The organism is Paenibacillus sp. SJS-P3 (assembly GCF_056711585.1).
Genome location: NZ_CM160043.1, coordinates 2,912,888 through 2,938,341, shown reverse-complemented (window position 1 = coordinate 2,938,341; position 25,454 = coordinate 2,912,888). Strand labels below are relative to the sequence as shown.

Annotated in this window: 25 protein-coding genes; 22 read left to right on the top strand and 3 right to left on the bottom strand. The window is 61.1% G+C overall.

Translation table 11 applies throughout. The annotated features are described in order from the left end of the window. The first annotated feature begins 114 nt into the window (after nt 1-114). From rlmN to spoVM, 7 genes are all read left to right on the top strand, one after another. Nucleotides 115-1,188, top strand: a complete 1,074-nt coding sequence (gene rlmN, locus AC06G8_RS13565) for a dual-specificity RNA methyltransferase RlmN (RefSeq protein ID WP_480283082.1) — start codon at nt 115-117, stop codon at nt 1,186-1,188. Between the two features lie 19 nt (nt 1,189-1,207). Then, nucleotides 1,208-1,957: a Stp1/IreP family PP2C-type Ser/Thr phosphatase gene (locus AC06G8_RS13560; protein ID WP_447661285.1), complete on the top strand. Its 750-nt coding sequence runs from the start codon at nt 1,208-1,210 to the stop codon at nt 1,955-1,957. 10 nt (nt 1,958-1,967) lie between these two features. Beyond that, nucleotides 1,968-4,166 (top strand): Stk1 family PASTA domain-containing Ser/Thr kinase, encoded by a 2,199-nt coding sequence (gene pknB, locus AC06G8_RS13555; RefSeq protein WP_480283081.1) that lies wholly within the window; start codon nt 1,968-1,970, stop codon nt 4,164-4,166. Then, on the top strand, nt 4,163-5,110 hold the full coding sequence (gene rsgA, locus AC06G8_RS13550; protein WP_480283080.1) for a ribosome small subunit-dependent GTPase A: 948 nt from the start codon (nt 4,163-4,165) through the stop codon (nt 5,108-5,110). The genes pknB and rsgA overlap by 4 nt, the downstream gene beginning before the upstream one ends. Nucleotides 5,111-5,112: 2 nt before the next feature. After that, nucleotides 5,113-5,757, top strand: coding sequence for a ribulose-phosphate 3-epimerase (gene rpe, locus AC06G8_RS13545; protein WP_447661282.1), 645 nt, complete (start codon nt 5,113-5,115; stop codon nt 5,755-5,757). Between the two features lie 5 nt (nt 5,758-5,762). Next, entirely contained in the window at nt 5,763-6,032 is a 270-nt protein-coding gene (locus tag AC06G8_RS13540; protein ID WP_480283079.1) for a hypothetical protein, read from the top strand. A gap of 219 nt (nt 6,033-6,251) precedes the next feature. Further along, nucleotides 6,252-6,332: a stage V sporulation protein SpoVM gene (gene spoVM, locus AC06G8_RS13535; RefSeq protein ID WP_040711006.1), complete on the top strand. Its 81-nt coding sequence runs from the start codon at nt 6,252-6,254 to the stop codon at nt 6,330-6,332. A 133-nt stretch (nt 6,333-6,465) separates the two neighbouring features. Here spoVM and rpmB read toward each other — a convergent pair whose 3' ends face one another. Beyond that, entirely contained in the window at nt 6,466-6,654 is a 189-nt protein-coding gene (gene rpmB / locus AC06G8_RS13530) for a 50S ribosomal protein L28 (RefSeq protein ID WP_048748286.1), read from the bottom strand. Nucleotides 6,655-6,954: 300 nt separating this feature from the next. Between rpmB and AC06G8_RS13525 the strand changes: the two genes are divergently transcribed. The 8 genes from AC06G8_RS13525 to AC06G8_RS13490 all read left to right on the top strand — a co-directional run bounded on the left by AC06G8_RS13525 (nt 6,955) and on the right by AC06G8_RS13490 (nt 15,130). Beyond that, on the top strand, nt 6,955-7,314 hold the full coding sequence (locus tag AC06G8_RS13525) for an Asp23/Gls24 family envelope stress response protein (RefSeq protein ID WP_049867603.1): 360 nt from the start codon (nt 6,955-6,957) through the stop codon (nt 7,312-7,314). Nucleotides 7,315-7,332: 18 nt separating this feature from the next. Continuing rightward, nucleotides 7,333-9,141: a DAK2 domain-containing protein gene (locus AC06G8_RS13520; RefSeq protein WP_480283078.1), complete on the top strand. Its 1,809-nt coding sequence runs from the start codon at nt 7,333-7,335 to the stop codon at nt 9,139-9,141. A gap of 79 nt (nt 9,142-9,220) precedes the next feature. After that, complete coding sequence (locus tag AC06G8_RS13515; protein ID WP_447661279.1) at nt 9,221-10,078, top strand: DegV family protein; 858 nt, start codon at nt 9,221-9,223, stop codon at nt 10,076-10,078. Beyond that, complete coding sequence (gene recG, locus AC06G8_RS13510; protein ID WP_480283077.1) at nt 10,075-12,141, top strand: ATP-dependent DNA helicase RecG; 2,067 nt, start codon at nt 10,075-10,077, stop codon at nt 12,139-12,141. The genes AC06G8_RS13515 and recG overlap by 4 nt, the downstream gene beginning before the upstream one ends. A 268-nt stretch (nt 12,142-12,409) precedes the next feature. Then, on the top strand, nt 12,410-12,697 hold the full coding sequence (locus tag AC06G8_RS13505) for a stage VI sporulation protein F (protein WP_480283076.1): 288 nt from the start codon (nt 12,410-12,412) through the stop codon (nt 12,695-12,697). Nucleotides 12,698-12,752: 55 nt separating this feature from the next. After that, entirely contained in the window at nt 12,753-12,986 is a 234-nt protein-coding gene (locus tag AC06G8_RS13500) for a hypothetical protein (protein WP_480283075.1), read from the top strand. Between the two features lie 313 nt (nt 12,987-13,299). Beyond that, nucleotides 13,300-14,334, top strand: a complete 1,035-nt coding sequence (locus AC06G8_RS13495; RefSeq protein WP_480285438.1) for a YeiH family protein — start codon at nt 13,300-13,302, stop codon at nt 14,332-14,334. A 169-nt stretch (nt 14,335-14,503) separates the two neighbouring features. After that, nucleotides 14,504-15,130, top strand: coding sequence for an SGNH/GDSL hydrolase family protein (locus AC06G8_RS13490; protein ID WP_480283074.1), 627 nt, complete (start codon nt 14,504-14,506; stop codon nt 15,128-15,130). 240 nt (nt 15,131-15,370) lie between these two features. On the opposite strand, the gene AC06G8_RS13485 is transcribed toward AC06G8_RS13490, so the two are convergent. Beyond that, the gene (locus AC06G8_RS13485) at nt 15,371-15,820 is read right to left on the bottom strand and encodes a GNAT family N-acetyltransferase (protein ID WP_480283073.1); all 450 of its coding nucleotides are present in this window, start codon (nt 15,818-15,820) and stop codon (nt 15,371-15,373) included. A 248-nt stretch (nt 15,821-16,068) separates the two neighbouring features. On the opposite strand from AC06G8_RS13485, the gene AC06G8_RS13480 reads away from it, so the two are divergent. Both AC06G8_RS13480 and AC06G8_RS13475 read left to right on the top strand, forming a co-directional pair. Further along, on the top strand, nt 16,069-17,028 hold the full coding sequence (locus AC06G8_RS13480; RefSeq protein WP_480283072.1) for a GNAT family N-acetyltransferase: 960 nt from the start codon (nt 16,069-16,071) through the stop codon (nt 17,026-17,028). Then, on the top strand, nt 17,009-17,209 hold the full coding sequence (locus AC06G8_RS13475; protein WP_447661273.1) for a DUF4177 domain-containing protein: 201 nt from the start codon (nt 17,009-17,011) through the stop codon (nt 17,207-17,209). Before AC06G8_RS13480 ends, AC06G8_RS13475 begins: the two co-directional genes overlap by 20 nt. 239 nt (nt 17,210-17,448) lie before the next feature. Here the strand turns inward: AC06G8_RS13475 and AC06G8_RS13470 are convergent, their stop codons facing one another. After that, complete coding sequence (locus tag AC06G8_RS13470) at nt 17,449-18,123, bottom strand: SOS response-associated peptidase (RefSeq protein ID WP_480283071.1); 675 nt, start codon at nt 18,121-18,123, stop codon at nt 17,449-17,451. Between the two features lie 300 nt (nt 18,124-18,423). Between AC06G8_RS13470 and AC06G8_RS13465 the strand changes: the two genes are divergently transcribed. From AC06G8_RS13465 to AC06G8_RS13445, 5 genes are all read left to right on the top strand, one after another. Further along, complete coding sequence (locus tag AC06G8_RS13465) at nt 18,424-20,001, top strand: DUF2515 family protein (protein ID WP_480283070.1); 1,578 nt, start codon at nt 18,424-18,426, stop codon at nt 19,999-20,001. A gap of 132 nt (nt 20,002-20,133) precedes the next feature. Continuing rightward, nucleotides 20,134-21,978 (top strand): sensor histidine kinase, encoded by a 1,845-nt coding sequence (locus AC06G8_RS13460; protein WP_447661270.1) that lies wholly within the window; start codon nt 20,134-20,136, stop codon nt 21,976-21,978. After that, nucleotides 21,956-23,296: a response regulator gene (locus AC06G8_RS13455; protein ID WP_480283069.1), complete on the top strand. Its 1,341-nt coding sequence runs from the start codon at nt 21,956-21,958 to the stop codon at nt 23,294-23,296. Before AC06G8_RS13460 ends, AC06G8_RS13455 begins: the two co-directional genes overlap by 23 nt. Before the next feature lie 28 nt (nt 23,297-23,324). Next, nucleotides 23,325-24,677 carry an extracellular solute-binding protein gene (locus tag AC06G8_RS13450; protein WP_480283068.1) on the top strand — a complete coding sequence of 451 codons (1,353 nt, stop codon included), beginning with the start codon at nt 23,325-23,327 and terminating at the stop codon, nt 24,675-24,677. 24 nt (nt 24,678-24,701) lie between these two features. After that, nucleotides 24,702-25,397, top strand: a complete 696-nt coding sequence (locus AC06G8_RS13445; RefSeq protein ID WP_480283067.1) for a GNAT family N-acetyltransferase — start codon at nt 24,702-24,704, stop codon at nt 25,395-25,397. Nucleotides 25,398-25,454: the final 57 nt, after the last annotated feature.

The window sequence follows — 25,454 nt, the reverse complement described above, 5'->3', positions numbered from 1 at the left end:
CTGTGGTCTTGCGAGGGACGTTTGTGGTAAACTAGAGCGACTAGCGTCCTGCGGCAACGGATACCGGCAGCCGGATGACGGATTGAATGATAATGAAATGAGTGAAGCAACGAAATGAAAGCATTTGATCAGCCCTACATTGTGGAAACGCCTTTTATATATGATTATTCTCTTGATCAGCTCCAGGGATGGATGAAGGAGCAGGGCCAGCCTGCCTTCCGCGCGGGCCAGCTGTTCGACTGGCTGTACGTGAAGCGCGTCGCCTCGTTCGAGGAGATGACCAACCTGCCCAAGGAGCTCCGGGACAAGCTGGCGGAATCGTTCCAGTTCGTCACGCTGACCGAGATCACCCGTTTTGAATCGAAGGACGGGACGGTCAAATTCCTGTTCGGCCTCCATGACAATCATGCCATCGAGACGGTCATCATGCGCCACAACTACGGCAACAGCGTCTGCGTGACGACCCAGGTCGGCTGCCGCATCGGCTGCACGTTCTGCGCCTCCACGCTGGGCGGCCTCAAGCGCAATCTGACCGCCGGCGAGATCATCGCGCAGGTCGTCAAGGCTCAGCAGATGCTTGACCCGAGCGGAGAGCGCGTCTCCAGCATCGTCATCATGGGCTCCGGCGAGCCGTTCGAGAACTATGAGGCGACGATGGGCTTCCTGCGCACGATGATCCACGAGAAGGGGCTCAACATCGGACAGCGCCACATTACGGTATCCACGAGCGGCATTGTGCCGAGCATGTACAAGTTCACGGACGAGAACACGCAGATCAATCTGGCGATCTCGATCCATGCGCCGAACGATGAGCTGCGCTCCAAGCTGATGCCGGTCAACCGCCGCTATCCGTTCCAGGAGGTCATCGACGCCTGCCGCAACTATATCGCCAAGACGGGCCGCAGGATCACATTCGAGTATGCCCTGATCGGGGGCACCAACGACCGGCCGGAGCATGCGCAGGAGCTTGCCGAGGTGCTCAAAGGCATGCTCTGCCACGTCAACCTGATTCCGGTCAACCATGTGCCGGAGCGCAAGTATGTGCGCACGCCGCGGGAGGATATTTTCGAATTCCAGAGAATTCTGGAGAAGAACGGCATCAACGCGACGATCCGCCGCGAGCAGGGCCACGACATCGCGGCAGCCTGCGGCCAGCTTCGCGCCAAGCATATGGAACTTACGCAGTGAGGTGACGGGATTGATAAGAGTGAACCGCAGTGATATCGGCCGGATCCGGATGGCCAACGAAGACCGCTCCTGGGCGGGCGTGACGGACGGAGGCCTGACCGTCGCCATCGTGGCCGACGGCATGGGCGGCCATCAGGCCGGAGACGTGGCGAGCCAGCTTGCCGTCGACGCCTTCCGCGAGGAAGTGGAATCCGCGGCCGCCGGCATGACGGAGGAAGAAGCCCATGAGCTTCTGCGCCGAGCGATCCGCAAAGCCAATGAGGTCGTATTCGACATGGCTTCGCGCAACGAACAGTACCACAACATGGGCACGACGGTCGTCGCTGCCCTGTTTGTCGAGGAGCAGCGGCTGATCGTCGGCCATATCGGAGACAGCAGGGCATACCGCATCTCGGAAGGCGGCATCACGCTGCTGACCGAGGATCACACGCTTGTCAACGAGCTTGTCCGCTCCGGGCAGATCAGCTGCGAGGAGGCGGCGCATCATCCCCGCCGCAACGTGCTGACGCGCGCGCTGGGCACGGATTCCGAGACGGAGCTGGAGCTTCAGGCGCTGCCTTGGGCGGCAGGCGATATTCTGCTGCTGTGCAGCGACGGCCTGAGCGGAATGGTCGGCGACGAGGACATCCGCATGACAGTATCCGCCGAAGGATCCTCCCTGGAGGAAAAGGCCGAGTCTCTGATCCAGCAGGCGCTGGCAGCAGGCGGGGACGACAATATTACGGTAGTGCTGCTGCAATCCGGCTCCGGCACGGACGGAGAGGAGTGAGCGTAAGCGCATGATCGGCAGAGAATTAGGTGGACGCTATGAAATCCTGTCCCGCATAGGCGGGGGAGGCATGGCGCTCGTATACAAAGCCCACGACGTGCTGCTCAGCCGCAACGTCGCGGTGAAAGTGCTTCGTTCCCAGTATGTCCATGACGAGGAGTTCATCCGGCGGTTCCGCCGCGAGGCGCAATCCGCCGCCGCCCTGTCCCATCCCAACGTCGTCAGCATCTATGATGTAGGGCAGGAAGAAGAAGTCCATTACATCGTCATGGAATATGTAGAAGGCCATAATCTCAATGAAATCATTCAGGAGCGGGCGCCGCTCCAGGCGGACGAGGCGGTGCGGATATCCTCGCAGATCGCAGACGCTCTGGACCACGCGCATCAGAACCATATCATCCACCGCGACATCAAGCCGCACAATATTCTGATCGGCCGCAACGGCCGGGTCAAGGTGACGGATTTCGGCATCGCCCGCGCGGTGACGTCCTCGACGATCACCCAGACGGGCTCGGTGATCGGCTCCGTGCATTATTTCTCGCCGGAGCATGCCAAAGGCGTCAGCACGGGAGAAAAGTCGGATATCTATTCGCTCGGCATCGTCCTCTATCAGATGGTGACGGGCAGGCTTCCTTTCCTCGGCGAAAGCCCGATCAGCGTCGCGCTCAAGCATCTGCAGGAGCCGCTTGAGGATCCGAAGTCGGTCAATCCGCTCATTCCGCAAAGCGTGGAGAACATCATCATCAAGGCGACGCGCAAAAATCCTTCCGAACGGTACCGGACGGCAGGCGAGATGCTGGAGGATCTGGAGACGTCCTTGAGGCCGGAAAGAATCCGGGAGCCCAAGATTACGTTTGCGGCCGGCGACATGGACGAAACCAGGGTCATGCCGGCGATACGTCCCGGCATGCTTGCGAATGAAGGCAAGCTTTCATTCGAATATCCGGCCAGCGGGCCGGGAGCCGCGGCGAAGGACACCGTGCGCATGGCGTCCGCCGAGGAGGAAGAAGAGGAGGAGGAGCTTCCCCGCCGCAGAGGCTGGGTCAAGCCTCTCGTCATCATCCTGATCACGCTCGCTGTCATCGGAGCCGTATATGGCGTTTTCCGCGTCGTATCGGGATCCCTTGACGTAGCGGAGGTCGAGGTGCCTTATGTGGTCGGACAGACCGAGCAGCAGGCCCGCACGATGCTGGAGGACAGGGGGCTTATGATCGCCGAGCCTTCCATCCGCGCCTTCAAGGCGGATATTCCGAAGGACCAGGTCTTTGCCCAGTCCAAGTCCAACATGCGGGTGAAAAAGGGCTCGCGTGTCCAGCTGTCGGTCAGCGACGGACCGGAGCTGAAGAAGCTGGGCAGCTATGTCGGCCAGAAAGTCCAGGACGTCGTCGCGGCCCTGCAGGATCTCGGCCTGGATTCCGGACAGATCAAGCAGACCGAAGTGTTCGACGCATCGGCGGAGCCGGGAACGGTCATCAGCCAGAATCCGCCGCCCGATACCGAACTGGACCCGACAACGGCGACGGTGACGCTCACCGTCAGCAAGGGCCAGGAAACGGTGCCGATGCCGGATCTGGTCGGCAAGTCGGTCGACGATGCCAAGAAGATGATTCGCGATGCCGGACTTGAAGTCCGCGACGAGAACATTCTGAAGCAAGACAGCTACGAGAAGGAAGGAATCGTACTGTCGCAGGATCCTTACGGCCCCGGCTCGCAAGTCTCCAAGGGCACCCAGATTTCGCTGACGGTCAGCGGAGGCTTCCCTAAGGATGCTTTGGACTATACGTTCAACCTGCTCATCTCTCCTTCGCGGGCGGGCAAGTCAAGCGAGATCCGGATCGTCTACAGCGACGCGACGGGCAACGACATCGAAATGCGGAAGACCAGCATCAAGGAGACCAGAAGCTTCGACGTCAAAGTCGTGCTCGCTCCCAATACGGAAGCTCTCGTGAAGATCTACCGCGACGGCCAGCTGGCCGATACGTTCTCGCGCTCCTACGAGGACGAGAAGGCAGGCAGGGACTCGGGGCCGATGGCCGTGCCGGGAACGGATCCGACCCCGTCGCCAACGCCTGAAGCGACCCCGACGCCGGATCTTGGAGCTGTCGCGCCTCCGGATGGAGAGAACGCTTCGATGGATCAGGACGGCAAGCAAGGCAAAGACAAAGATAAAGACAAAGACAAAGACAAAGACAAGGACGGGCGACCATGACGGAAATGACTGATTACTCCGGCACAACGGGCCAAGGCCTGATCGTCAAGGCGCTTAGCGGATTCTATTACGTCATTCCGGACGGCGCCAGCGGCAAGCCGCTGCAATGCAGGGCGCGCGGAATCTTCAAGAAGCGGGGAGAGTCCCCGCTTGTCGGCGACCGCGTCGTCTACAGCGCGAGCGTGACGGGGGAAGGCACGGTAGAGGAGATTCTTCCGCGCAGCACGGAGCTCGTCCGGCCGCCTGTGGCTAACGCCGATCTGGCGGTGCTTGTGTTTTCCGTATCCGAGCCATCGCTCAGCTTGACCCTGCTGGACAAATTCCTTGTCCATATCGAGCATTCGGGCCTCGAAGCGGTGTTATGCCTGAGCAAGCAGGACTTGTCCGAGGATGGCCCGGACGCGGAGGAAGCAAGCGAAGCGATCGATACGGTGGAGAGGGTCTACCGGGCGATCGGCTATCGGGTCATCGGCACAAGCTCCAGGCAAGGCAGCGGGCTGGAGGAGATCCGCGCCGTGCTCAAGGGCCGGCTGGCCTTGTTCGCGGGACAGTCGGGCGTCGGCAAGTCATCCCTGCTCAACGCGCTCGTTCCGGAGCTGAAGCTGGAGACGAACGAGATCAGCTCCAAGCTGGGCCGCGGCAAGCATACGACGCGCCACGTGGAGCTGGTCGAGGCAGGCGCGGAGCCGGGAGACGGCTATGTCGCCGATACGCCCGGATTCAGCCAGCTCGACTTCCAGGAGCTCGGCATCGAGGATCTGTCCTACGGCTTCAAGGAAATGAGGGAGCTGTCTCCGGACTGCAAATTCCGCGGCTGCACGCATACCCATGAGCCGGGCTGCGCCGTTACGGCCGCGCTCGCGGAAGGAACGGTCGCTCAGAGCCGGTACGACAGCTATGTGCAGTTCCTGGGAGAAATGAAAGAGAAGAAGCGGAGGTACTGAACATGACCATCATCGCGCCATCCATCTTATCCGCTGATTTTTCCAAGCTGGGGGAAGAGATCGCCGCCGTCGAGAAGGCGGGAGCGGATTGGATCCACGTGGACATCATGGACGGCCACTTCGTCCCCAATCTGACCTTCGGCCCTCCGATCATGGGGGCGGTCCGCCATGTGACGAAGCTTCCGTTCGACGTTCATCTCATGATCGAGCAGCCGCAGCAGTACATCGAAGACTACGCCAGAGCCGGAGCGGACCGCATTACCGTGCATCTGGAAGCCTGCACCCATCTGCACCGGGTCATCCACCAGATCAAGGAGCTGGGGCTGCCTGCGGGCGTGGCGATCAATCCCGGCACTCCGGTGCAACTGCTGGAGCCGGTTCTGGACGATGTCGACCTCGTGCTCATCATGACAGTGAATCCGGGCTTCGGCGGCCAATCCTTCATCCCTTACTCGCTCGACAAGCTGCGGACGCTCCGCGGCATGCTCCACGACCGCGGCCGCAGCGGCGTTCATGTGCAGGTGGACGGAGGCATCAATGCCGCGACAGCGCCGCTCGTGCGTGAAGCGGGCGCGGATGTGTTCGTTGCCGGCAGCTACGTATACGGGGCGGAGGATCTGGCGGCGGCGATAGCCTCGCTGCGGTAGGCGCCATGGAGACGGAGAGCAGATGGAGAGGATTTGCCGCTGCGATGCTCTACGGCATCGCCTGCGGCCTGCTGATGACTTTGTTCGTCATGGTGCCCGGCGTCATCCGGTTCGTTTTTTCCCTTTTGGCTTTATGGCTGGGGCTGCGTTTTTTCCGGACCCACGAGACGGTATGGAGGCGAGTCGGCTTCGTCTTCTTAGCCATTCTCTTCTTCATCCTGTCCGTCATCGCGTACACGATGTACGTCTTCGTCAAGCACGGCACCGCTCCGTAAGGTAGGCTGCCGCCCAAGCTGAGGCAGAGGCGGAATAGGACAAATTCTTCCCGCATAGGATGGTTACATGAACTTCAGGTTCTTGTAGCCTTTTTTTGTTGTGCATGAAGAGATAAGGGGCGAATGTTCCGCGGCTGGAGGCGGCCCGGCGGCCTCATTCGGGCGGAAGCGCGGCCCGGCAGTGAATACACGACCAGCGATTCCGAGGAGGGATGAAGCATGAAATTCTACACGATCAAGCTGCCTAAGTTTCTGGGCGGATTTGTCAAGGCCATCTTGAACACCTTCCAAAAAAGCTGACTTCCGTGAGCAGCTGCCGGCCCTTCCGAACTGAAAAGCCCGCAAAAAAGCACCTGGGCATAAGCCCAGGTGCTTTTTGTCGTCGGAAAAGAAGGTACAGGCATGTCCCTTCTTGGACGCAAAGGCGTGTTCACTACACGCGGGTTACCTTGCCGGATTTCAGCGCGCGGGTGCTGACCCATACGCGTTTAGGCTTGCCGTCGACGAGAATGCGCACTTTTTGGACGTTGACGCCCCAAGTACGGCGGTTGCGGTTATTCGCGTGGGAAACGTGGTTTCCGGTGCCCGGAGCTTTGCCGGTTACGAAACATTTGCGAGACATGCGATACACCTCCTTTACAGCTTGCAGGTCGCCCTATGCGAACAACAAAGTCCGCATGAAAACATACTTGGATATCTTAACATACAATAGGCTCTTGATCAACCATCGTTTGGCAGGCGGGACGCGGCCTCGCAACAGGCAAGAGCAGGCGCATTTGCGAGAAAAACGAAGGGAAGAGCGTTTCAGGCTTCATAAACGGGCTGAAATATAGTACAATGGATGTCAGTCCTTGTTCCCAGGGAATAGTAGGGCGTGCAGCTTGCCAAGTTCTGCCCGATACGAAGGAGTGTGTAACCTGCCATGCCCATGCAGCTATCGACCGAATTAGGTAAAATTTTTGTGACTGACGATGTCATCGCCGTCATTGCGGGATCTGCGGCGCTCGAATGCTACGGGCTTGTCGGCATGGCCTCGCGCAAGCAGCTCAAGGACGGCATCGCCGAGCTGCTCAAGAGGGACAACCTTTCCCGCGGAGTGGAAGTGCGGCGCGAAAACGAAGAATTTCATATCGACCTGCATATCATCGTAAGTTACGGCACCCGGATTTCCGAGGTCGCCCATAATATCCAGACCAAAGTCAAATACGTGCTGAACGAAGTGATCGGCCTGAGGGTCGACCATGTCCATATTTTTGTCCAGGGCGTGCGGGTCATCAGTTAGTGGAAGGGGAAATTTCGTTTGGGAAAGCGCTTTATTAACGGTTCGGACTTCGCCGGTATGGTTTTGCTCGGTGCGGAGAATTTGCAGCGGGGCGCGGAACGCGTCAACGCTTTGAATGTATTCCCCGTTCCCGACGGCGATACGGGTACGAATATGAACTTGACGATGGCTTCCGGAGTCCGGGAGCTGCAGAATAAGAATTCGGACTCGGTGGGCCGTACGGCTGAGGCTTTGTCCAAAGGCCTGCTGATGGGCGCCCGAGGCAATTCCGGGGTCATTCTGTCCCAGCTTTTCCGCGGATCCGCAAAAGCGCTGGCCGGCCTGGACGAGGCAGGGCCGGTGCAATTCGCCGCCGCCCTGCAGCAAGGAGTCGACATGGCCTACAAGGCCGTCGTGAAGCCGGTCGAAGGCACGATCCTGACGGTCGCCAGGGAGACGGCCCGCCATGCCCAGACGGCAGCCCGCCGCACGGACGATATGGAATCCCTGATGAGGGAGGTGCTCTCTCAGGCGGAAGAGACGCTGCGGCGTACGCAGGAGATGCTTCCGGTGCTGAAGCAGGTCGGAGTCGTCGATTCCGGCGGCCAAGGCCTGGTGCTCATCTACGAAGGCTTTTTGGCCTACTTTGTCGAGAATCGGCTGCCGGTGCTTTCGGAAGCCGCCCCGGTCGAGGTCTTCCGCGAGCCTGGCCGCTCCTCCGACCCTTTGCCGGTCTATCCTGCAAGCCTGCAGCCGGCAAGCCGCGCTGGAGCCAAAGCCCAGGCACGGCTTTCGACGAGCGAGATCGAATTCTTCTACGACATGGAATTCTTCATCAAGCCCAAGCTTGCGCTGCCCGGAGCTCCTGCCTTCGACGAAGAAGGCTATCGGCAGCAGCTGGCGAATGACGGCGACTCGATTCTGGTCATCGCCGAAGACGACCTCATCAAGGTCCACGTCCACTCCCGCCGCCCCGGCGACGTGCTGAATCTGTCTCTTCCATACGGCGAGCTGACGGATTTCCATATCCTCAACATGAGGGAGCAGCACCGGGAGCTGCTCGGCGAGGATGCCTTCAACGAAGCGATGCGCGGTCTGGACATGGCTTCGGACGAGGCGCTCGCCGTGGCGGAAGTGCTGGCGGGATCGGCTTCCGCCCTGCAGACGCCTCCGGAATCCGTTCATGAATGGGCTCCTTACGGCATTATCGCCGTCGCGATCGGAGAGGGCATCTCCGGCATCTTCCTCGACAACAACGTCGATGTCGTGCTGTCCGGGGGACAGACGATGAATCCGAGCACCGAGGATTTCGTCAACGCGATCGAAGCGCTGCCGGCCGAGCATATCTACCTGCTCCCGAACAACAGCAACATCATTCTCGCCGCGGAGCAGGCAGCCGAGCTGTCCGGCCGCAGCGTAAGCGTCATCCCGACCCGTACGGTGCCGCAAGGCCTCGCGGCGGTGCTCGCATTCAAGGAGAACGAGACGCCGGAGCGCAACAACGCCCTGATGGCCGGCGCGGCCAAGGCTGTGCGGTCGGGAAGCGTCACGCAAGCCGTCCGCAATACCGAGATCGACGGCGTGGAAGTCCGCGAGGGCGATTACATCGGCATCTTCGAGAAGGCGATCGTCGTCTCGGAGCCGTCTCTTCTGGAGTCCTGCAAGGGACTTGTCGGACGCCTCCTGGCGGATGGCGGCGACCTGCTGACCATCCTTACGGGAGAAGACTCCACGGAAGAAGGCACGGAGGAGCTGGCGGCCTGGATCGCCGATGCCCATCCGGATGTCGAGCTTGAAGTGCATGAAGGCGGACAACCGCTTTACCCTTATTTGTTTGCCCTGGAATAACGGGGACACCCGGCTGGAGGAAGGTTGGAATCGAATCGTCCTCCAGACGAACAGCAGCAGTCCGTGGAGGTTGACGTAAATGACGACGAAGGTTCGGATAGTAACCGACAGTACAGCGGATATTCCGCGCGAAGTCCGGGAGCGGCTGAACATCGAGATGGTGCCGCTTCAGGTGCTTTTTGGAACCGAATCCTACCTGGATTCCGTAACGCTCCAGGCCGATGAATTCTACGAGAAGCTGGAGAAGTTCAGCGGGCTGCCGACGACATCACAGCCTTCCCCGTCCGAATTCATGGCCGTATACGAGCGGATTCTGGATGAATCTCCCGATGCGCCGATCATCTCCATCCATCTGTCCTCCCAGTTCAGCGGCACCTTCCAATCCGCCCTGCTTGCCCAATCGCTGATCGAGAGAGAGGCCGACATTACGGCGGTGGACTCCAAGTCGGCTTCCTACGGCAACGGCATGCTGGTCGTGAAGGCTGCCGAGATGGCCGAGGCCGGAGCGTCCAAGGAGGATATCCTGGACGAAGTGTACCGGATGCGCAAGGAGACAGGGCTCTATTTCCTCGTGGATACGCTGGAATACCTTCAAAAAGGCGGACGGATCGGCAAAGCTTCGGCATTTTTCGGATCCATCCTCAATATCAAGCCGATCCTGTCCATCGATGACGAAGGCTCCATCACGCCCGTGGACAAAGTCCGCGGCACCAAAAAAGCGGTGCAACGCATCGTTGACCTGCTGAAGGAAAAGTTCGGCGACGATCCTGTGGCGGTCCACTTCGCCTGGGGATACCAAAGAGGCTCCGCGCTCGATCTGTATGAAGCGATCAACGCTTCGTTCCAGATCCGCCATACGACCACCACGACGCTCGGTCCTGTCATCGGCGCCCATGTAGGCCCAGGTACCGCAGCGGTGTTCATGCAGAGAGCATGACCCATAATCCTCTTGCCCGGCTGGAAGAAATTCCGCTGAGGCAGATCAAAGGCGTGAGCGCTCCGAAGGAGCAGGAGCTTCACGCCTTTGGCATCTATAACGCAGCCGATCTGTTGAACTATTTTCCATTCCGTTACGAGGATTATCGTCTCCGTTCCCTCGGAGAGGTGAAGGACGGCGAGAAGATCACCGTTCAGGGCATCATCCGGGGGCTGCCGATGGTCGCCCGCTTCGGCAAAGGAAAAGCCCGCATCACCTGCAAAGCCGAAGTGGACGGACAGCTGGTGACGGCCGTCTGGTTCAACCGGATGTTCCTCAAGGATCAGCTGACGCTGAGCCGGGAAATAACGCTCACGGGCAAATGGGATGCCCGGCGGATGCAGCTGACGGTGACCGACTCGGAGTTTCCCGACAAGGGAGTCGCCAAAACAGGCACGCTGCAGCCGGTCTATTCGGTCGGAGGCGGGATTACGCAGGCTTGGATGCGCAAGACGATCGGACAAGCGCTGGCTCAATACGGCAGCCTGCTGGAGGAGAACCTCCCGGAGAGGCTCGTGGCGAAGTACAAGCTGATGCCGAGGTCCGAAGCGGTGCTGCATATCCATCATCCCGAGCATCCACAGGACGGGCAAGGCGCGCGCAGAAGGCTCGTCTACGAGGAGCTGTTCTTTTTCCAGCTCAAGCTGCAGGCATACCGGATGCTGAACCGCCGCCGCGCGGACGGCATCGTCCACCGGGTCGATCCGGAGGTCATCCGCCAGTTCGCGGCTTCGCTGCCGTTCGAGCTGACGGATGCCCAGAAGAAGGTCGTCAATGAGATTCTTGCCGACATGCGCCAGCCCCATGCGATGAATCGCCTGCTGCAGGGCGATGTCGGCGCGGGCAAGACGGTCGTCGCCGCCATAGCTCTGCTCGCGGCCGTCAAGGCCGGGCATCAGGGAGCGCTCATGGTGCCGACGGAAATATTGGCGGAGCAGCATATGAGGTCTCTGACGAGGCTGTACGAGTCGGCCGGCGTCCAGACCGCGCTGCTTACCGGCAGCGTAGGGGAGCGCAAGCGCCGCGATCTGCTCGCCGGGCTGCAGATGGGGCTCATCGACGTGCTGATCGGGACGCATGCGCTGATCCAGGACGACGTCGTCTTCCGCTCGCTTGGCCTTGTCGTCACGGATGAGCAGCATCGGTTCGGAGTCAATCAGCGCAGCGTGCTCAGGCGCAAGGGACCGAGTCCGGACGTGCTGACGATGACGGCGACACCGATTCCGCGCACGCTCGCCATTACCGCGTTCGGAGACATGGACGTGTCCACGATCAAGGAACGCCCGAAGGGCCGCATCCCGATCAAAACCTATTGGGTCAAGCATGTCATGATGGACCGGGTGTTCGGGTTCATCCGCCGGGAGACGGCGGAAGGACGACAGGCATATGTCATCTGTCCGCTCATCGAGGAATCCGAGAAGCTGGACGTGCAGAATGCGATCGATCAGTTCGTGCAGCTGCAGCAGGCTTTCCCGGATCTGAAGGTCGGCTTGCTGCATGGCAGGATGACGACGGCCGAGAAGGACGAGGTCATGCGGGCGTTCGGCGAGAACGAGCTGCAGGTGCTCGTCGCGACGACGGTCGTGGAGGTCGGCGTCGACGTTCCCAACGCGACGCTTATGATCATCATGGATGCTGAGCGCTTCGGCCTCTCGCAGCTGCATCAGCTGCGCGGCCGGGTAGGGCGCGGCGCCCATGCCTCTTACTGCGTGCTCGTCGCGGATCCGAAGAACGAAACCGGACGCGAGCGGATGACCGTCATGCAGGAGACCGACGACGGCTTCGAGGTGGCGCGGCGCGACCTGGAGCTGAGAGGTCCCGGCGATTTCTTCGGCACGAAGCAGAGCGGCCTGCCGGACTTCAAGCTGGCCGATATGGCCGCTGACTTCGCCGTGCTGGAGGCTGCCCGGGACGATGCGGCGGACATCGCCGCCGAGCCTGATTTCTGGACTGCGCCGGCTTATGCCGACATGCGGGCGATGCTTGCCAAGGATCCGATCTTCCAGGGAGCCCAGCTCGACTGAGCCTTGGCGTCTCCGTCCTTGGGACGGTAGTTGCCAAGGTTCCGATTTTTCATGGCGATCAGCTATAAGCCGGAAAATCGACAACCGTGTCGGGCCTTGCGCGTAATATCTGGCTCCTGCCCCGCAGCTGCTTGCCGGCTGCGGGGCGTTTTTGCGTCCCGTGCGCTTAATTCGCCTTTCTCAGGAAACTCTCGGATGGGCCCGGCATAGGATAACATCGGTGGTTTTGGGGTGTTGCCCGACCAAATCGATGGAGGTGCCTGGCTGCATGAGCTACGAAAAGTACGGAATACGGCCCGAATTCGTGGAACGCGTCAAGCTGAAGCTGAAAAATCCGGCGGTGAAGGATCGCATCAAGCTGCTTGTGAACGGAGTTACGAAGCACGATCTGGCCGACCGCGCCAAAGTGAAAAAGCTGGTCCGCAACGGAGCCGGCATCCTGCAGGAAAAGCTGACGGATACCCAGGAGGAGCAGCTGGTGCAGTTCGTACTGAGCCAAAAGATCGATCCGAACAATACATTCCACCTCATCAAGCTGTGGGGGATGTTTCGCTGAGCAGGACGGAGCGTCTGAATCCTTCTAGCGTGCATGGAGGAAAGCATTCCTATCCATGATTCCGAGCATACTCATCCGTGCTGCCGAGCAATCGAAAGGGATCGACTTCGACTTTACAGGGATGAATCTTCAGCACTCGAAAGGGATCGACTTTACATGGATGAATCTTCATCACTCGAAAGGGATCGACTTTACATGGATGAACCTTCAGCACTCGAAAGGGATCAATTTTGCATGGCTGGATCTTCAGCACTCGACTGGATTGCATGGCTGGATCTTTAACATGTGAATGTAATCAACTTGGCATGGCTGCACCTTGAGCATTTGAATGTAATCAGCTCAGCTATGCATGGATGCAGCTTGAGCGTTGGAAATAGATATATCCGTGCGGATTATCGCCGGCAGCCGGCAGCTGGAAAAGCGTTGAATTTTCGGGCGGAACACCCGGCATTCTGCGCTTTTTTGTGACCCGCGAACTCCCATAAGCATTCCTGATGACAGGCATAGAGGATCTGAATTTAACATCTCTCCCCAACTGTCCTATAGTGAAGTCAACAACAGGACGGAAGGTGAAGGGTTTGACACAGGTTCAGGTACAGGTACTGGCGGCATTCAAGCAGCTGCCCGGAAACAAGGGGTTCGCTCTCGGGCTGTTCCTGACGGCGATGCTGGCGGCTGCGGCGAAAATGATTGCCGAGCTGCCGGGATTCCAGGTATTCGGTCCGCTGGTGCTGGCGATCGTGCTTGGCATGGCCTACCGGCATTTTGCGGGAGGAGTGCCGGCGGCGGCAGGGGCGGGCATCTCGTTCGCTTCGAAGACGCTGCTGCGGGCGGGCATCGTCCTGCTCGGCATGCGGCTGAATCTGGGCGACATCGTGTCGGCCGGCCCCCGTGTGCTCGCCATCGACGTCATCCACATCGCGGTGACGATTCCATTCGTCGCCTGGATTGCCTCGCGTCTGGGCACGAGCCGGAATCTGGGACTGCTCACCGCCTGCGGAACCGCGATCTGCGGCGCGGCGGCCGTTGCGGCCATATCGCCGCAGCTCAAGGCCAAGGAGGAGGAGACGGCTGCGGCTGCAGCCGTCGTCGCTATCCTCGGCACCATCTTCACGCTGATCTACACGCTGCTCTATCCGGTGCTTGGAATGAGCGCTTCGGGATACGGAATCTTCTCCGGCTCGACGCTCCATGAGGTTGCCCATGTGCTGGCTGCGGCGGCGCCGGGCGGACGCGAGGCGGTCGACATGGCCGTCGTCGTCAAGCTTGGCCGCGTGGCGATGCTGGTCCCGGTCGCGCTGCTGCTCGGCATGTGGACGGCCAGGAAAAGCCGCATCAAAAGCGGAAACGGAGCCGAAACAAAGACTCCGGTCACGATACCTTGGTTTATTTTCGGATTTCTGGCCGTCAGCGCCATCCATACGACAGGATTGGTTCTGGAGGAAGCAGCTTCCGCGCTTGTCACGGCGGCTTACCTGCTGATCGCCATGGCGATGGCGGGACTCGGACTGGGCGTAGACGTCAAGATGTTCAGGCGGCTAGGACCAAAGGCTTTCGCGGCAGGGCTTGCCGGCTCGGTGCTGCTGACGGCGATCGGTTTCGGCCTTGTTCATGTGCTCGGGCTTGCGCAGGGCTGAGCCTGCGCCGCTCTACGGCTGGGGGCGGCATTCGCAGTTGGATGGAGAGAGGGGCGGCTTCGGTTCCGGGGCCGCCTTTTTGATCTGATTATCCGCATGATTTTCAACGTATGAATGCGTCTCCATTTAACGCGTCAAGGTGTATAATGGGCGATGGAGGTGTACATGCATGACTTATATTGAAGATGGAGCCGTCGTATTGTTTCAGGGCGACAGCATTACCGACGCCGGGCGCGACCGCAGCCAGGGAGACAGCCTCGGTTCCGGCTACGCTCTGATGGCAGCCGCTCAGTTCGGAAGAAAGCACCCGCTTAAGGACGTGAAGTTCCTCAACAGAGGCATCGGGGGAGATCGCGTCGTCGACCTGGCCAGCCGGTGGGAGGAGGACTGCTTGGAGCTGCGTCCGTCCTGGCTGTCGGTCTATATCGGCATCAACGATACCTGGAGACGCTTCGACAGCGGCATGCCGCTGAGCGCGGAAGCGTACCGGGACACGTATCGTTCCATTCTGGAACGAGCGCTGGAGAAGAGCGCACCGAAGCTCATTCTCGTGGAGCCGTTCGTGCTGCCGGTGAATGAGGGACAGAAGGCATGGCGCGAGGATTTGGATCCTAAAATCCAGGCCGTGCGCGAGCTTGCAGGAGAATACAAGGCTCTTTATGTTCCGCTCGACGGCCTGTTCGCCCAAGCGGCGGCAACGACAGGACCTGCCTACTGGGCTCCGGACGGCGTCCATCCGTCTCCGGCGGGCAACGCGCTGATCGCCGAGGCTTGGCTGAACGCGGTGAAGGCTTAACCGATTTTTTCACATGCTGAAAAGAAAAGGCAGACATTCGAGCGGCAACTGCCGCATGCACAGGCAAAGATAGGCGACAAGCGGCAGGCATTCCGGCTTGATAGCGGAGCTGGACTCAGCTGGCGGATCGCTCAACAACGAACAGAAGCCCGCCGGAGGAGGCGGGCTTCTGCCTTTGCTTCGGCCTTTTCTGCCTGCACAAAGGTCGGCGGTCAAGGCCGTTTCTGCGGCAAGCCTGTATCAGGCAAGCGGACGCAGCTTCTTCTTGAAGCCGGCTTCGCGGGTGAATCCGACCGATTCATAGAAGGCATGCGCTTCGCTGCGGTGGGCGCCGGACACGAGAATCATATACGTGCATTGGTGCGCGTTCGCGAAGCTTTCTAGATCCGCCATCAGCTTTTTTCCGACGCCGCGGCCCCGGCAATGAGCCGATACAACGACGTTCTCGATCAGCAAATAGGGGCGGAGGCCGCCGACGAGATCCGGGCAGAGTATGCCCATCGCCGTGCCGACGAGCCGCTCTCCGTCGGAGGCAACGGCAACACGGATGCCGTCGTTGCCGGCCATGTTGTCCAGCCGCTCGGCCAGAGCCGCCGGATCGGTATCCGTCCCGGTCAGCTCCAGCAGCAATTCCGCCAAGGACGAGGCATCCGCAGGCATGGCGCCGCGCAGTTCAATCGGATTCGACATCGTTGTCCAGGCCACCTTTCTCCGTTGAATCTTTTCTACAGCATACCAAAAATGGCTTTATCCGTCTTGTCCCGAAGGAAGAAGCGGCTCCAAGCCGAATAGAAGAGAATGGGAACGAGAAGGGAACATGGAGTTCATGAGCGTTGTGGCATCTCCAGACGGAGGCTGGCCCCGAACCTTGAGCACCGATGTGAAGAGAAATTGACCCTGATCCAATAAGCTCTGATGCATAGAGAGGAGAAGATGCCGTGAGCGGATCTCTGCATGAATGGATGGATCCACTGGCGCTGCGGGACACGGAAGAGCCCGCCCGGCTCCTGGCCCAATGCATGTATGCAGGAGGCGACGCGGAGAAGCCGCATCGTGTCCTGCAGCAGTACCGCGAGGACGGGGAGCTTCACTTGGCCGGCCTCGGCGCGGGCGGCAGGCTGATCGGCATTGCCGGTTATCGGGCCCCATCCCATAGCGACGCCATGCTGCTGCATCTTGCGGTGAGTCCGGAGCTGAGGGGCGGCGGGACGGGCAGGCGGCTCGTTTCCCGCTGTCTGCAGGCGGCGAGGAATGGCGTTTTGCGGGCTGAGACCGACGCCGATGCAGTCGGATTTTATCGGAAGCTCGGCTTCGATATCCGCAGCTTGGGAGAGAAGTATCCTGGAGTAGAGCGTTTCGATTGCACGCTCCGCCGTTATGTCCCGAGGAAGGCGCATAGCGGGGACTTCTCCGTTGTCTCCGCATGGCCGGCCAGCCGCAGCGAGGCGTTTTATATGTTCCCAAGGGGCGGATATCCATTGCGTGCCGACGAGCTGGAGGCTGCGGCGGCTGAACGCATCTGTCCGACGCTGCTGACCGAAGCCGTGGACGGGACGCCCGCCGCTTATGCGAATCTGTACGAGTCGGAAGGCAAGCTATGGCTAGGCAATGTCATCGTCAGTCCGGATTACCGCGGCCAGGGAGCCGCGGCAGCGCTCCTGGAAGCGATGGAAGCGGCAGCCGCGGAGCGGGTGCGGGAGCTGCATCTGACCTGCCACGGCCCGAATGGAAGGGCTCTGTTGTTTTATGCCGGCGCAGGGTGGGTGCCTTGGGACATCCGCAAGATGGAGGGGCCGGCTGGAACGCCGATCGCGGCCGTTCGTATGAGGAAGCAACTGGCGCAGCATGGAAAGGATAACGATCGAAAGGATGATGGAAATGGGACGCTGGGAATATAGAACGCTCAAGCATCAATTCGGGGGCTGGACGGGCACGAAAATCAACATTGAAGATCTTGACGAACGGCTGAACCTGCTTGGAGCCGAAGGGTGGGAGCTGGCCTCATCCTTCGATACGAGCCGTTACGAGGGAGCTTCGACGGGAATCGTGATGATCTTCAAGCGATGGGTGGAAGCATGACCGGCAGGGAGGAAACCCGATTCGGCTGAGATCCATGATGAAAACGAGAGGCGGGGCTGGATGGACGTCACTTGCCATCGATTCGTGCTTGCGGCAGCCAAGCCGGCATGAGGCTGCGGCGGGCAGAAACAGAAGAAATGGCTGGCGGAGCTCGCGGCCCTGGAATATCCTTGGGAGCTGTCATGGACGCCTCTCGAAAAAGCCAAAAGCCTTTCGGATGTCCGAAAGGCTTTTCGAGGTCAATCCACCAGCGGCTCGATGCAGTCCCGCGTGTCGTTCTTGACGCTGCCGACGCCGGCGCCGACCGGATAGGCGGCCATCTCTTCCTCCGGATAGGGGACGAGCAGCGGCGACAGGCGGGCCGCATCCTGTATGCCGCGGTCAAGCCACAGAGGCTCGTCCTCCCGCCGGAGGATGACCGGCATCCGGTCGTGAATGGAGGCCATCAGCCCGTTCGGGGATGTCGTCAGCACCGTACAGGTGGACAAGCGGTCGCCAGCCGGCGACACCCACGTCTCATAGAGACCGGCCATGGCAAAGGGCTCCCGGCTGCGAAGCGTAATGCGCATCGGCTGCTTGCCTGATTCCGTGCGCTGCCACTCGTAGAAGCCGTCGGCAGGAATGAGGCAGCGCTTGCGGCGAAGCGCATCCCGGAACGCCGGTTTGGCAGCGGCCGTTTCGGCTCTGGCGTTGAGCATGCGGCTGCCGATCTTCGGATCGTCGGCCCATGGCGGCACCAGTCCCCACTTCAGCTCGCCCAGCCGATTGTGCTTGCCGTCGCTGACGACGGCCATGACCATCTGGCCCGGAGCGACGTTGTAGCGAGGTTCCAGCTGCGGGATCGTCGTTTCCCCGATCAAAAAACGGAGCATGAGCTCTTCCAGCGTGACGGTCAGCGTATAACGTCCGCACATGGTTGTCCCTCCTCAAGAAAGGAATGGCTTTGAAAGCAGGATGTTCGCAGCCCTCCAACTTCCATAAGCATAGTATGTCTGCTGACTTTCGGCAAATCGCCGATCAGCTGGTCAGCCGGCAGCAGGCTGCCGGTCATGTGCGCCTCCAATATGGCGCAGGTCGCCGCGCTGGGCTGGGCTTCAAGCTTCAGCCGCCCGTCTCCGCCCTGTCGCCGATGAACGGTTGTCCGGAGGATTAAGCGGGAAGCTTTCAGACTATACTGGGAACAGACTGATTCGGTGCGGGAGGAAGACGGGCATATGAAGGAAAGCAAGGCCGGAAACGAGAACGGACAACGGCATCGGCCCGGAAAGCGGGACGATGCGGCCGATATCCGGGAAGCGGCGGATGGAGGGGGCGCGGATGGCGGCATCGAAGCCGCGCCTGACGTCAAAAACGCTCCTGCCCCCCGGAAGCATCCGCTGTTGAGGCTGCTCCTGCTGCCGGCGGCGCTGCCTCTGGCGGCCGCAGCCTATGCGGCCGCCAAGCGGCGCAGCCGCCGGGCTTCCCGCGAGCTGGCGGAGCGGGCGGCTCCGCTGACGCTGACCGCTCCGTCCGTCGCGGAGCTGCGCGCCGCCTGGCAGAAGCTGGAGCGGGCTGCCGCCAAGAAAGCCTCCTTCCCTGCCCCGGTCTGGTTGGCGCATCCTCAAGCCGTCTTCGGCAAGCAAGCCGGCTTGCCGTCGCCCGATCCGGCATGGGCGATCGAAGCCGCGGCCGCGCCGGGAACGCCGCCTCAAGCTGGCGGTCCTGCCGGCGACGCCGTCCTCGTGCAGGGCATCCGCGCCGAGACCGCGCGTATGAACCGCAACAACTTGACCCGGACGGAAGCCTACCGCCAGTTCTATCTGCGGCGCCCGGAGGTTCACTGGGCGCTGCTGGCCCATATGGTGAGCCGCAACGGCGGCTGGAACATGACCGATCTGCAAGGCGAATGGCTGCCCCGGCTGCTCGACACCGCCAAGCGGAGGGCATGCTTCGGGATGCTGGAGAGAGCCAACGCGCTTATTTTCCATGACGCTTATGCACAGCTGCTTCTATACGAGGAAAGCAGGCGAAGCGGGCGCAGCCTGCTGCATCTGCTGCCGGCGCTCGGAGTGTCGGCCTTCATGCGGCCTGTCTGGCAGCAGTTCCTCCGCACGGGCGATGCGGTGCCGCTGACGATCGGGCTGATCGTCAACGAGCAGAACTTCATCGAGAGCCGGGTCGTCGAGAACGGCTACTATCGGCGCAAGGTGCTCGGCACGTTCTACTTCGGCATGCAGTCGGTGCTGCAGCTGAACCAGGTCGTGTTTCCATACGGCCGGGATGAGAACGGAGAACCGCTGCTCGCAGGGCTTATCCTCGAGGACTTCTCCGATCTCAAGGAGCGGATCGAGTTCGGCAAGCGGCTGTACGCGCTGCTGTTCGGAGTGCCGGGGGTATCGAAGGGCGTCCTTGAGTTCGCCAAAAAAAACCGTCATACAGGGTCGCGCAGCGACTATGCCCCTGCGATGTACGCAGCTGTACGCCGTTCCCCGCCGACCGCCGCCTACCGGGAACGCCTCTCCGGCGGACGGCTGCGTCACGGAGCGGAGCCCCTCTACAGCCCGCCGCTCCAAGCGGCGTGGTCGGACCGACCCGTCGATGGCCCGGAGCCGGGGGACTGGTTTGCTGGCACCGCTTCCGTCCTGCCTTATTTCCGCGGCTTTCCGCTGCCGCATCCATTCGAGATGACGGCCGACTACCGCATCGCGCTCGGCAAGGTGGAGCTTGCCGTGCTTGCCGCGCAAGCAGCCGGCGCCGCGGCCAAGCCGGCTCCATGGCCGGCCCCGCCAGCAGAGGAAGAAAGCATGGACTAGCGAGTCCAGCCGGCTCCGGATCCCGTCCGGACCGGCTTTTTTTGTCATGCCGGCTTGCCGTGCATCCGACGAACGGCCGCCCGAGCAGCCGCAGCCGAAGCAATCACTTGTTCGCTTGGCGACCGGAGGGCGATGGCGTATGATAAGAGCACAGCCAAGATCAAGCTCGCTCTGCCATCCATTCCAGCTTCGGGCGGTGAGACGATGGGAAGCAGACGGTTTTTCAGCCTCAGATCCAAAGTTCTGCTGTTCACCGTGGCGGTGGCGGTTATTCCGCTTGTAATTGTAAGCGGTTTCTCGACATTTGAATCGACGAAGCTCATTCAGAGCCAAGTCGCCCAACTGAAGCTGGAAAGCGCGCGTGCCGTATCCAGCCATCTCGACATGATGATGAACGACGTCAATACCATCTCCCTCAATCTCATTCAGAATCGGGATGTGTCCGCCTATCTGTCCTCCAATGATCCCGACGCCAAGCAAAAGCAGCTCTCGCGCATCCTGTCCATCTGCAACGAGCAAGCCTTCAACAAGCCTTATCTGTTCTCGATTTATTTGCAGGATCTCGGCGAGAAGGGCATCGACACGCGAGGCGCGCTCAATGCCATCCCTCCCGACCGCCTGCTGCGGGCCAAGGAGCTGAAAGGAGGCGACAGCTGGTACCCCGACAGCGTCTACGTCCAGAACAAGGAGATCAAGGTCATCACCATGATCCGGGACATCCGGGATATCAACAATGTCGGCCGCTCGCTGGGCGTCCTTAAAATCAATATTCCGCAAAGCAGCATCCTGGAGCTGTATCGAAGCAGCATGCCGGGAGAGAGTCCCTTCTACTTGCTGGACGGCAATCGGATCGTGCTTACCTCGGAGAAGACCGGTCCGGACGGAGGCGGCGAGCCTCCGCCGCTGCCTGCCGGCGGGCTCGGCTCCGCGGGCGAGGGCCAGTACGCCGCAGAGCTGGACGGAGCGAGCTACCTGGCGGTCTACTACCGGATGAGCCGCCCGGATTGGCATATCGTGGAGCTGACGCCGCTGCGGCAAATAGCCGAGCCTGCAGCGGTGATCCGGCGTTTCGCTTATGCCTCCATGCTGGCCAGCTTGGCCGTCTGCCTGGCCTTCATCCTCATCTTCGCCTCCAAGGTGCTGAAGCCGCTGAAGAAGATCCGGGAGCTCATGCGCCATGTGGAGCGAGAGAACTTCGGCGGGCAGATGGAGGTGAAGGGCAGCGACGAGATCGCGCTGCTGTCGCATGGCTTCAACCGGATGTCGCGCAAGCTGGATGAATTGATCAACGAGGTCCATGTGTCGCGGATGAAGCAGAAGGATGCCGAGCTGAAGGCGCTCGAGGAGCAGATCAATCCCCATTTTCTCTACAATACGCTGGATATGATCTATTGGATGTGCCGGATGGAGCGCGCCTTCGAGACTTCGCTGATGATCAATTCCCTGTCCCAGCTGTTCCGGATCGGCCTGAACAGCGGAAGCCGCTTCACGACAGTCGAGAAGGAAGTCGAGCATATCCGCCATTACATGGCGATCCAGCAGAAGCGGCATGACGGGGGAATCCGATTTCTGGAAGAGATCGATCCATCCGTCCTTTCCTGCAAGGTGACGAAGATCGTGCTGCAGCCGATCGTGGAAAATGCGGTTCGCCACGGCATCGAGGCGGGCGGCGGGGAAGGCGGGATCCGGCTGCGGATCTACCGCCAGGGAGGCGATCTTCTCTACGAGGTCGCCGACGACGGCGCCGGAGCGGATGAGCGGGAGATCCGGACCCGGCTGGAAGCAGGCGAGGCCGGCCAGGGAAGCCGGAAGGAGGGGGGCCTTGGCTTGCCGAATATACGGGATCGGATCCGGCTGAACTACGGCCCGGGCTACGGTCTCGAATTCAGGAGCATTCCGGGCGAAGGCACGGTCGTTACCGTGCGCCAGCCATGCACAGAGGGGGAGGCTGTCCATGTTCAAGGTCATGCTGGTTGACGATGAGAAGATGGTGCGCAAAGGAATACGGATGTCCATCGATTGGCAGCGTTACGGCGTCGAGATCGCATCCGAAGCACGCAACGGGGCGGAAGCTTTGGAGAAGCTGCGGGAAGAGCCGGTCGATCTCATCCTCTCGGATATCCGGATGCCGGTCATGTCGGGCATCGAGCTGGCGCGCACGGTCAAGCAGCAGTATCCCGACGTGGAAATGGTGCTGCTGAGCGGCTATGAAGACTTCGGCTGCGCCAAGGAGGCGATGGCGCTCGGCATCCGGCATTACCTGCTCAAGCCGGTGCTGGCCGACAGTCTGGTGGAGACTGTGTCTGGACTTCGCGACGAGGAGAAGGAGCGCAGGCTCCGGCGGCAAGGAGAGCAGCTGAGAGGACAGCTGTTCCGGGCGAGCGCTCCTCTGCTCAAGTCGAGGCTGGTCGCGGGGATGCTGGAAGGCAGGATCGGCCGGAAGGAGCTTCTCGAGCAGGCGCGGCTGCTGGGCATGGAGCTGGGAGCTCCTCCCTATGCCGCATTCGCGGCCGAAGTGGACGGCTACCGGCAGCTGCAGGAGCGTCTCACGCCCTCGGAGCTGGATGCATACGGATATGCCTTGCTGAACATCGCCGAGGAAACGCTCGCCGCCGCCCCCGGGAACCCGGTCTGCATAACGGCGATCCGCCCCGGCAGGCTGGCAGGGATCATCCCTGTGCCGAGCGGGAAGCTCCCTTTGGAAGCTTTGGAACGGGTCGCGGAAAATGTCCATGCTTGCCTGGGCGTTTCCATTGGTGTCGGCGTCTCTCTTCCGGTCCCCGGTCTCGAGGATGCGGGACGAGGCTTTGCTGAAGCGCTGGCTGCCCTTCGCCAGAAGGCTGTTCCGGCCAGGGAAGGTGCCGTCGTGTACATGAGCGCGAATCCCGATAGCCGGCTTCCGGAGGATGAGCCGGCTGCGCATGCTGAAGAGGCGGATGGACGGGCATGCGCGGAGGAGGCTGTCCGCAAGCCTAGCGCCGCTAGCCGCCTCGTCAAGGAAGTCATCCGTTTCGCCGCCGAGAACGGCGACAAGCCGATCGGACTAGCGGAAGCGGCCGACCATGCGGGAGTGACGGCGGCTCATCTGAGCAAGGTGTTCAAGGAAGAGACGGGAACGACCTTCATCAAGTGGCTGACGAGGCATCGGATGGAGGAAGCCCAGCGGCTGCTGCGGGGCAGCCGCCTGAGGACGGCGGATATCGCCTGCAAGGTCGGCTACCTGGACTATAAGTACTTCTCGCTGATGTTCAAGAAACATGCGGGAATGTCCCCACGGGACTACCGCAATCGATAGCCGGCGGGAGGCAGGGGGAGAATCGTTCATGATCAAGCGGATTTCGGCGGCGCTGCTGCTTGCGGTTCTGATCGCGGCCGCTGCCGGCTGCAGGAGCGATCCGGAGCCAAAGCCGGCAGCAGCGCCTGCAGCGGGGACTGGAGAACCGATGCGGATCACGCTCACGGATTCCTGGCTGCCCACCTCTACCGCCGCCGTCGATGTCGTCCATCGCGAGCTGGTGGACCAGTTCCGGAGGGAGCATCCCGGCTTGGAGCTGGCGGAGGATGTGCTGGACAACAACGCCTTGAAGCTGAAGATCAAGACGCTCGCAGCAGGCAACGCGCTGCCCGACGTCTTCATGGTGCTCGGCTCGGATGCCCGGATGCTGCTCGGCAACGGCTTGATCCAACCGGTGGACGGCGTTCTGGCGGCCGATCCTTCCTGGGGAGGCGGATTCAGGCCCGAGGCATTCGACGATTTCACTTTCGGCGGCAGGCGGGCAGCCTTCCCGATGCAGATTACGGCGACCTCGCTCGTATTCTACAACAGCGCCATGTTCCGCGAAGCGGGCTACGAACGGTTTCCGGGCAGCTGGGAGGAGCTTCTCCAGGCGCTGGAGAAGATCAAGAAGCTTGGCTATACGCCGATCTCGTTCGGCAATAGGGATGCCTGGGTAGGCGGCTCGTGCCTGTTCAGCACGCTGGCGGAACGTTATGTCGGGGAAGCGTGGATGAACGATGCCGTCGCCGGAACGGCCAAGTATACGGACGCCCCGTTCGTGGAGGCGCTTCGCGCCGTGCGCAGCCTGGCCGACAAAGGGCTGCTGAACGCCGATCGGGGAACGCTCGACAACGTGCAGCAGCGGGAGCTGTACTATCAGGGCAAAGCGGCGGTCGTGCTGGAGGGAGGCTGGGCCGTATCGTCGTTCGCCGCGGATGCGCCTCCGCTTGTAGCCGCGCATACCAAGCTGGCGCTGCTCCCTGCGCCAGCCGCCGCACAGGATGGGCAAGAAGGCGGCGGCCTGACGGTATCCGGCGGTTCCGGCTGGGGCATCGCCCTCAAGGCAGGCTTGAGCGGGGAACGCCTTGAGGCCGCCTTGGAGCTTGTGAAGCTGCTCACCGGCTCGGAGCAGGCCAATCGGGCCGCCGAAAGCGGCGACTTGTCCAGCTCGTATCCGACCGATTACAATGAGGGCGCGTCGACGCCTCTGTTCAGGGATTATCTGTCGTTGATGCGGCAGGTGCGCCTGACGCCGGTGTTCGATGTCCGGCTGCCCGCCGCTGTCACCGAGGCGATGTATGCCGGGATTCAGGAGCTGCTGCGGCCGGATTCGGAGCTGACGCCGGAGGCGCTGGCGGCAAGGATTCAATCAGCCGCAGATGCAGAGTCAGGACGATGAATGCGGAAGGGAGAAGAAGCGGCGATGATGGGAAGGGCGGGCAGCATCGGCGACTATGAGCTGATGACGATTCAAGCGGATATTTTGTTCCAGAGCGGTCGCAGGGGCAGGATGACCGCGGTCAATGAGCCGTCCGGTTCGGCGGCGCCGCTCTTTTTTCTCGGGAGGACGAGCGAGGGAGATGTGATCCGCTTCGGCGAAGATTTTCCCGACGATCAGCTGGAGGCATTTGAGCATGCGGCGGGGAGAGGCCGGACCGGGTTGGAGCTGGCGGAACTGATTCGAAGATGGAACGGAATTCGTGAATTGAAGTCGATCTGGTTGGGACCGGCCTACCTGTTCAAAAATCCGGTTCAGGCAGCCGGCGGAGCCATCCGCATTGCGCGCGACAACATGCGCCTGCTTGCTCCCGGATTTCCGGGCTTGGCCGAAGGGCTGGAAGACAGGCATCCGGTTTTTGCCGTCGTCGAAGACGGGCTGGCCGTGTCGGTATGCTTCAGCGCAAGAAAAAGCTCTCTCGGAGCGGAGGCCGGGCTGGAAACGCTGCCGGGCCATCGAGGCCGGGGGCTTGCGATCCGGTGCGCGGAAGCATGGGCCCAGGCGCTGCAGGCCGACGGCCTGCTGCCGCTCTACAGCACCTCATGGGACAACTTCGCTTCGCAGTCGATCGCCCGCAAGCTGGGCCTTCATGCATACGGCATGGATCTCCACGTTCGTTAGGAGAACAGCCGAAGGTCCTAAAGCTCTCTTTTTTCAAATAATAATGAAAAAAATTCA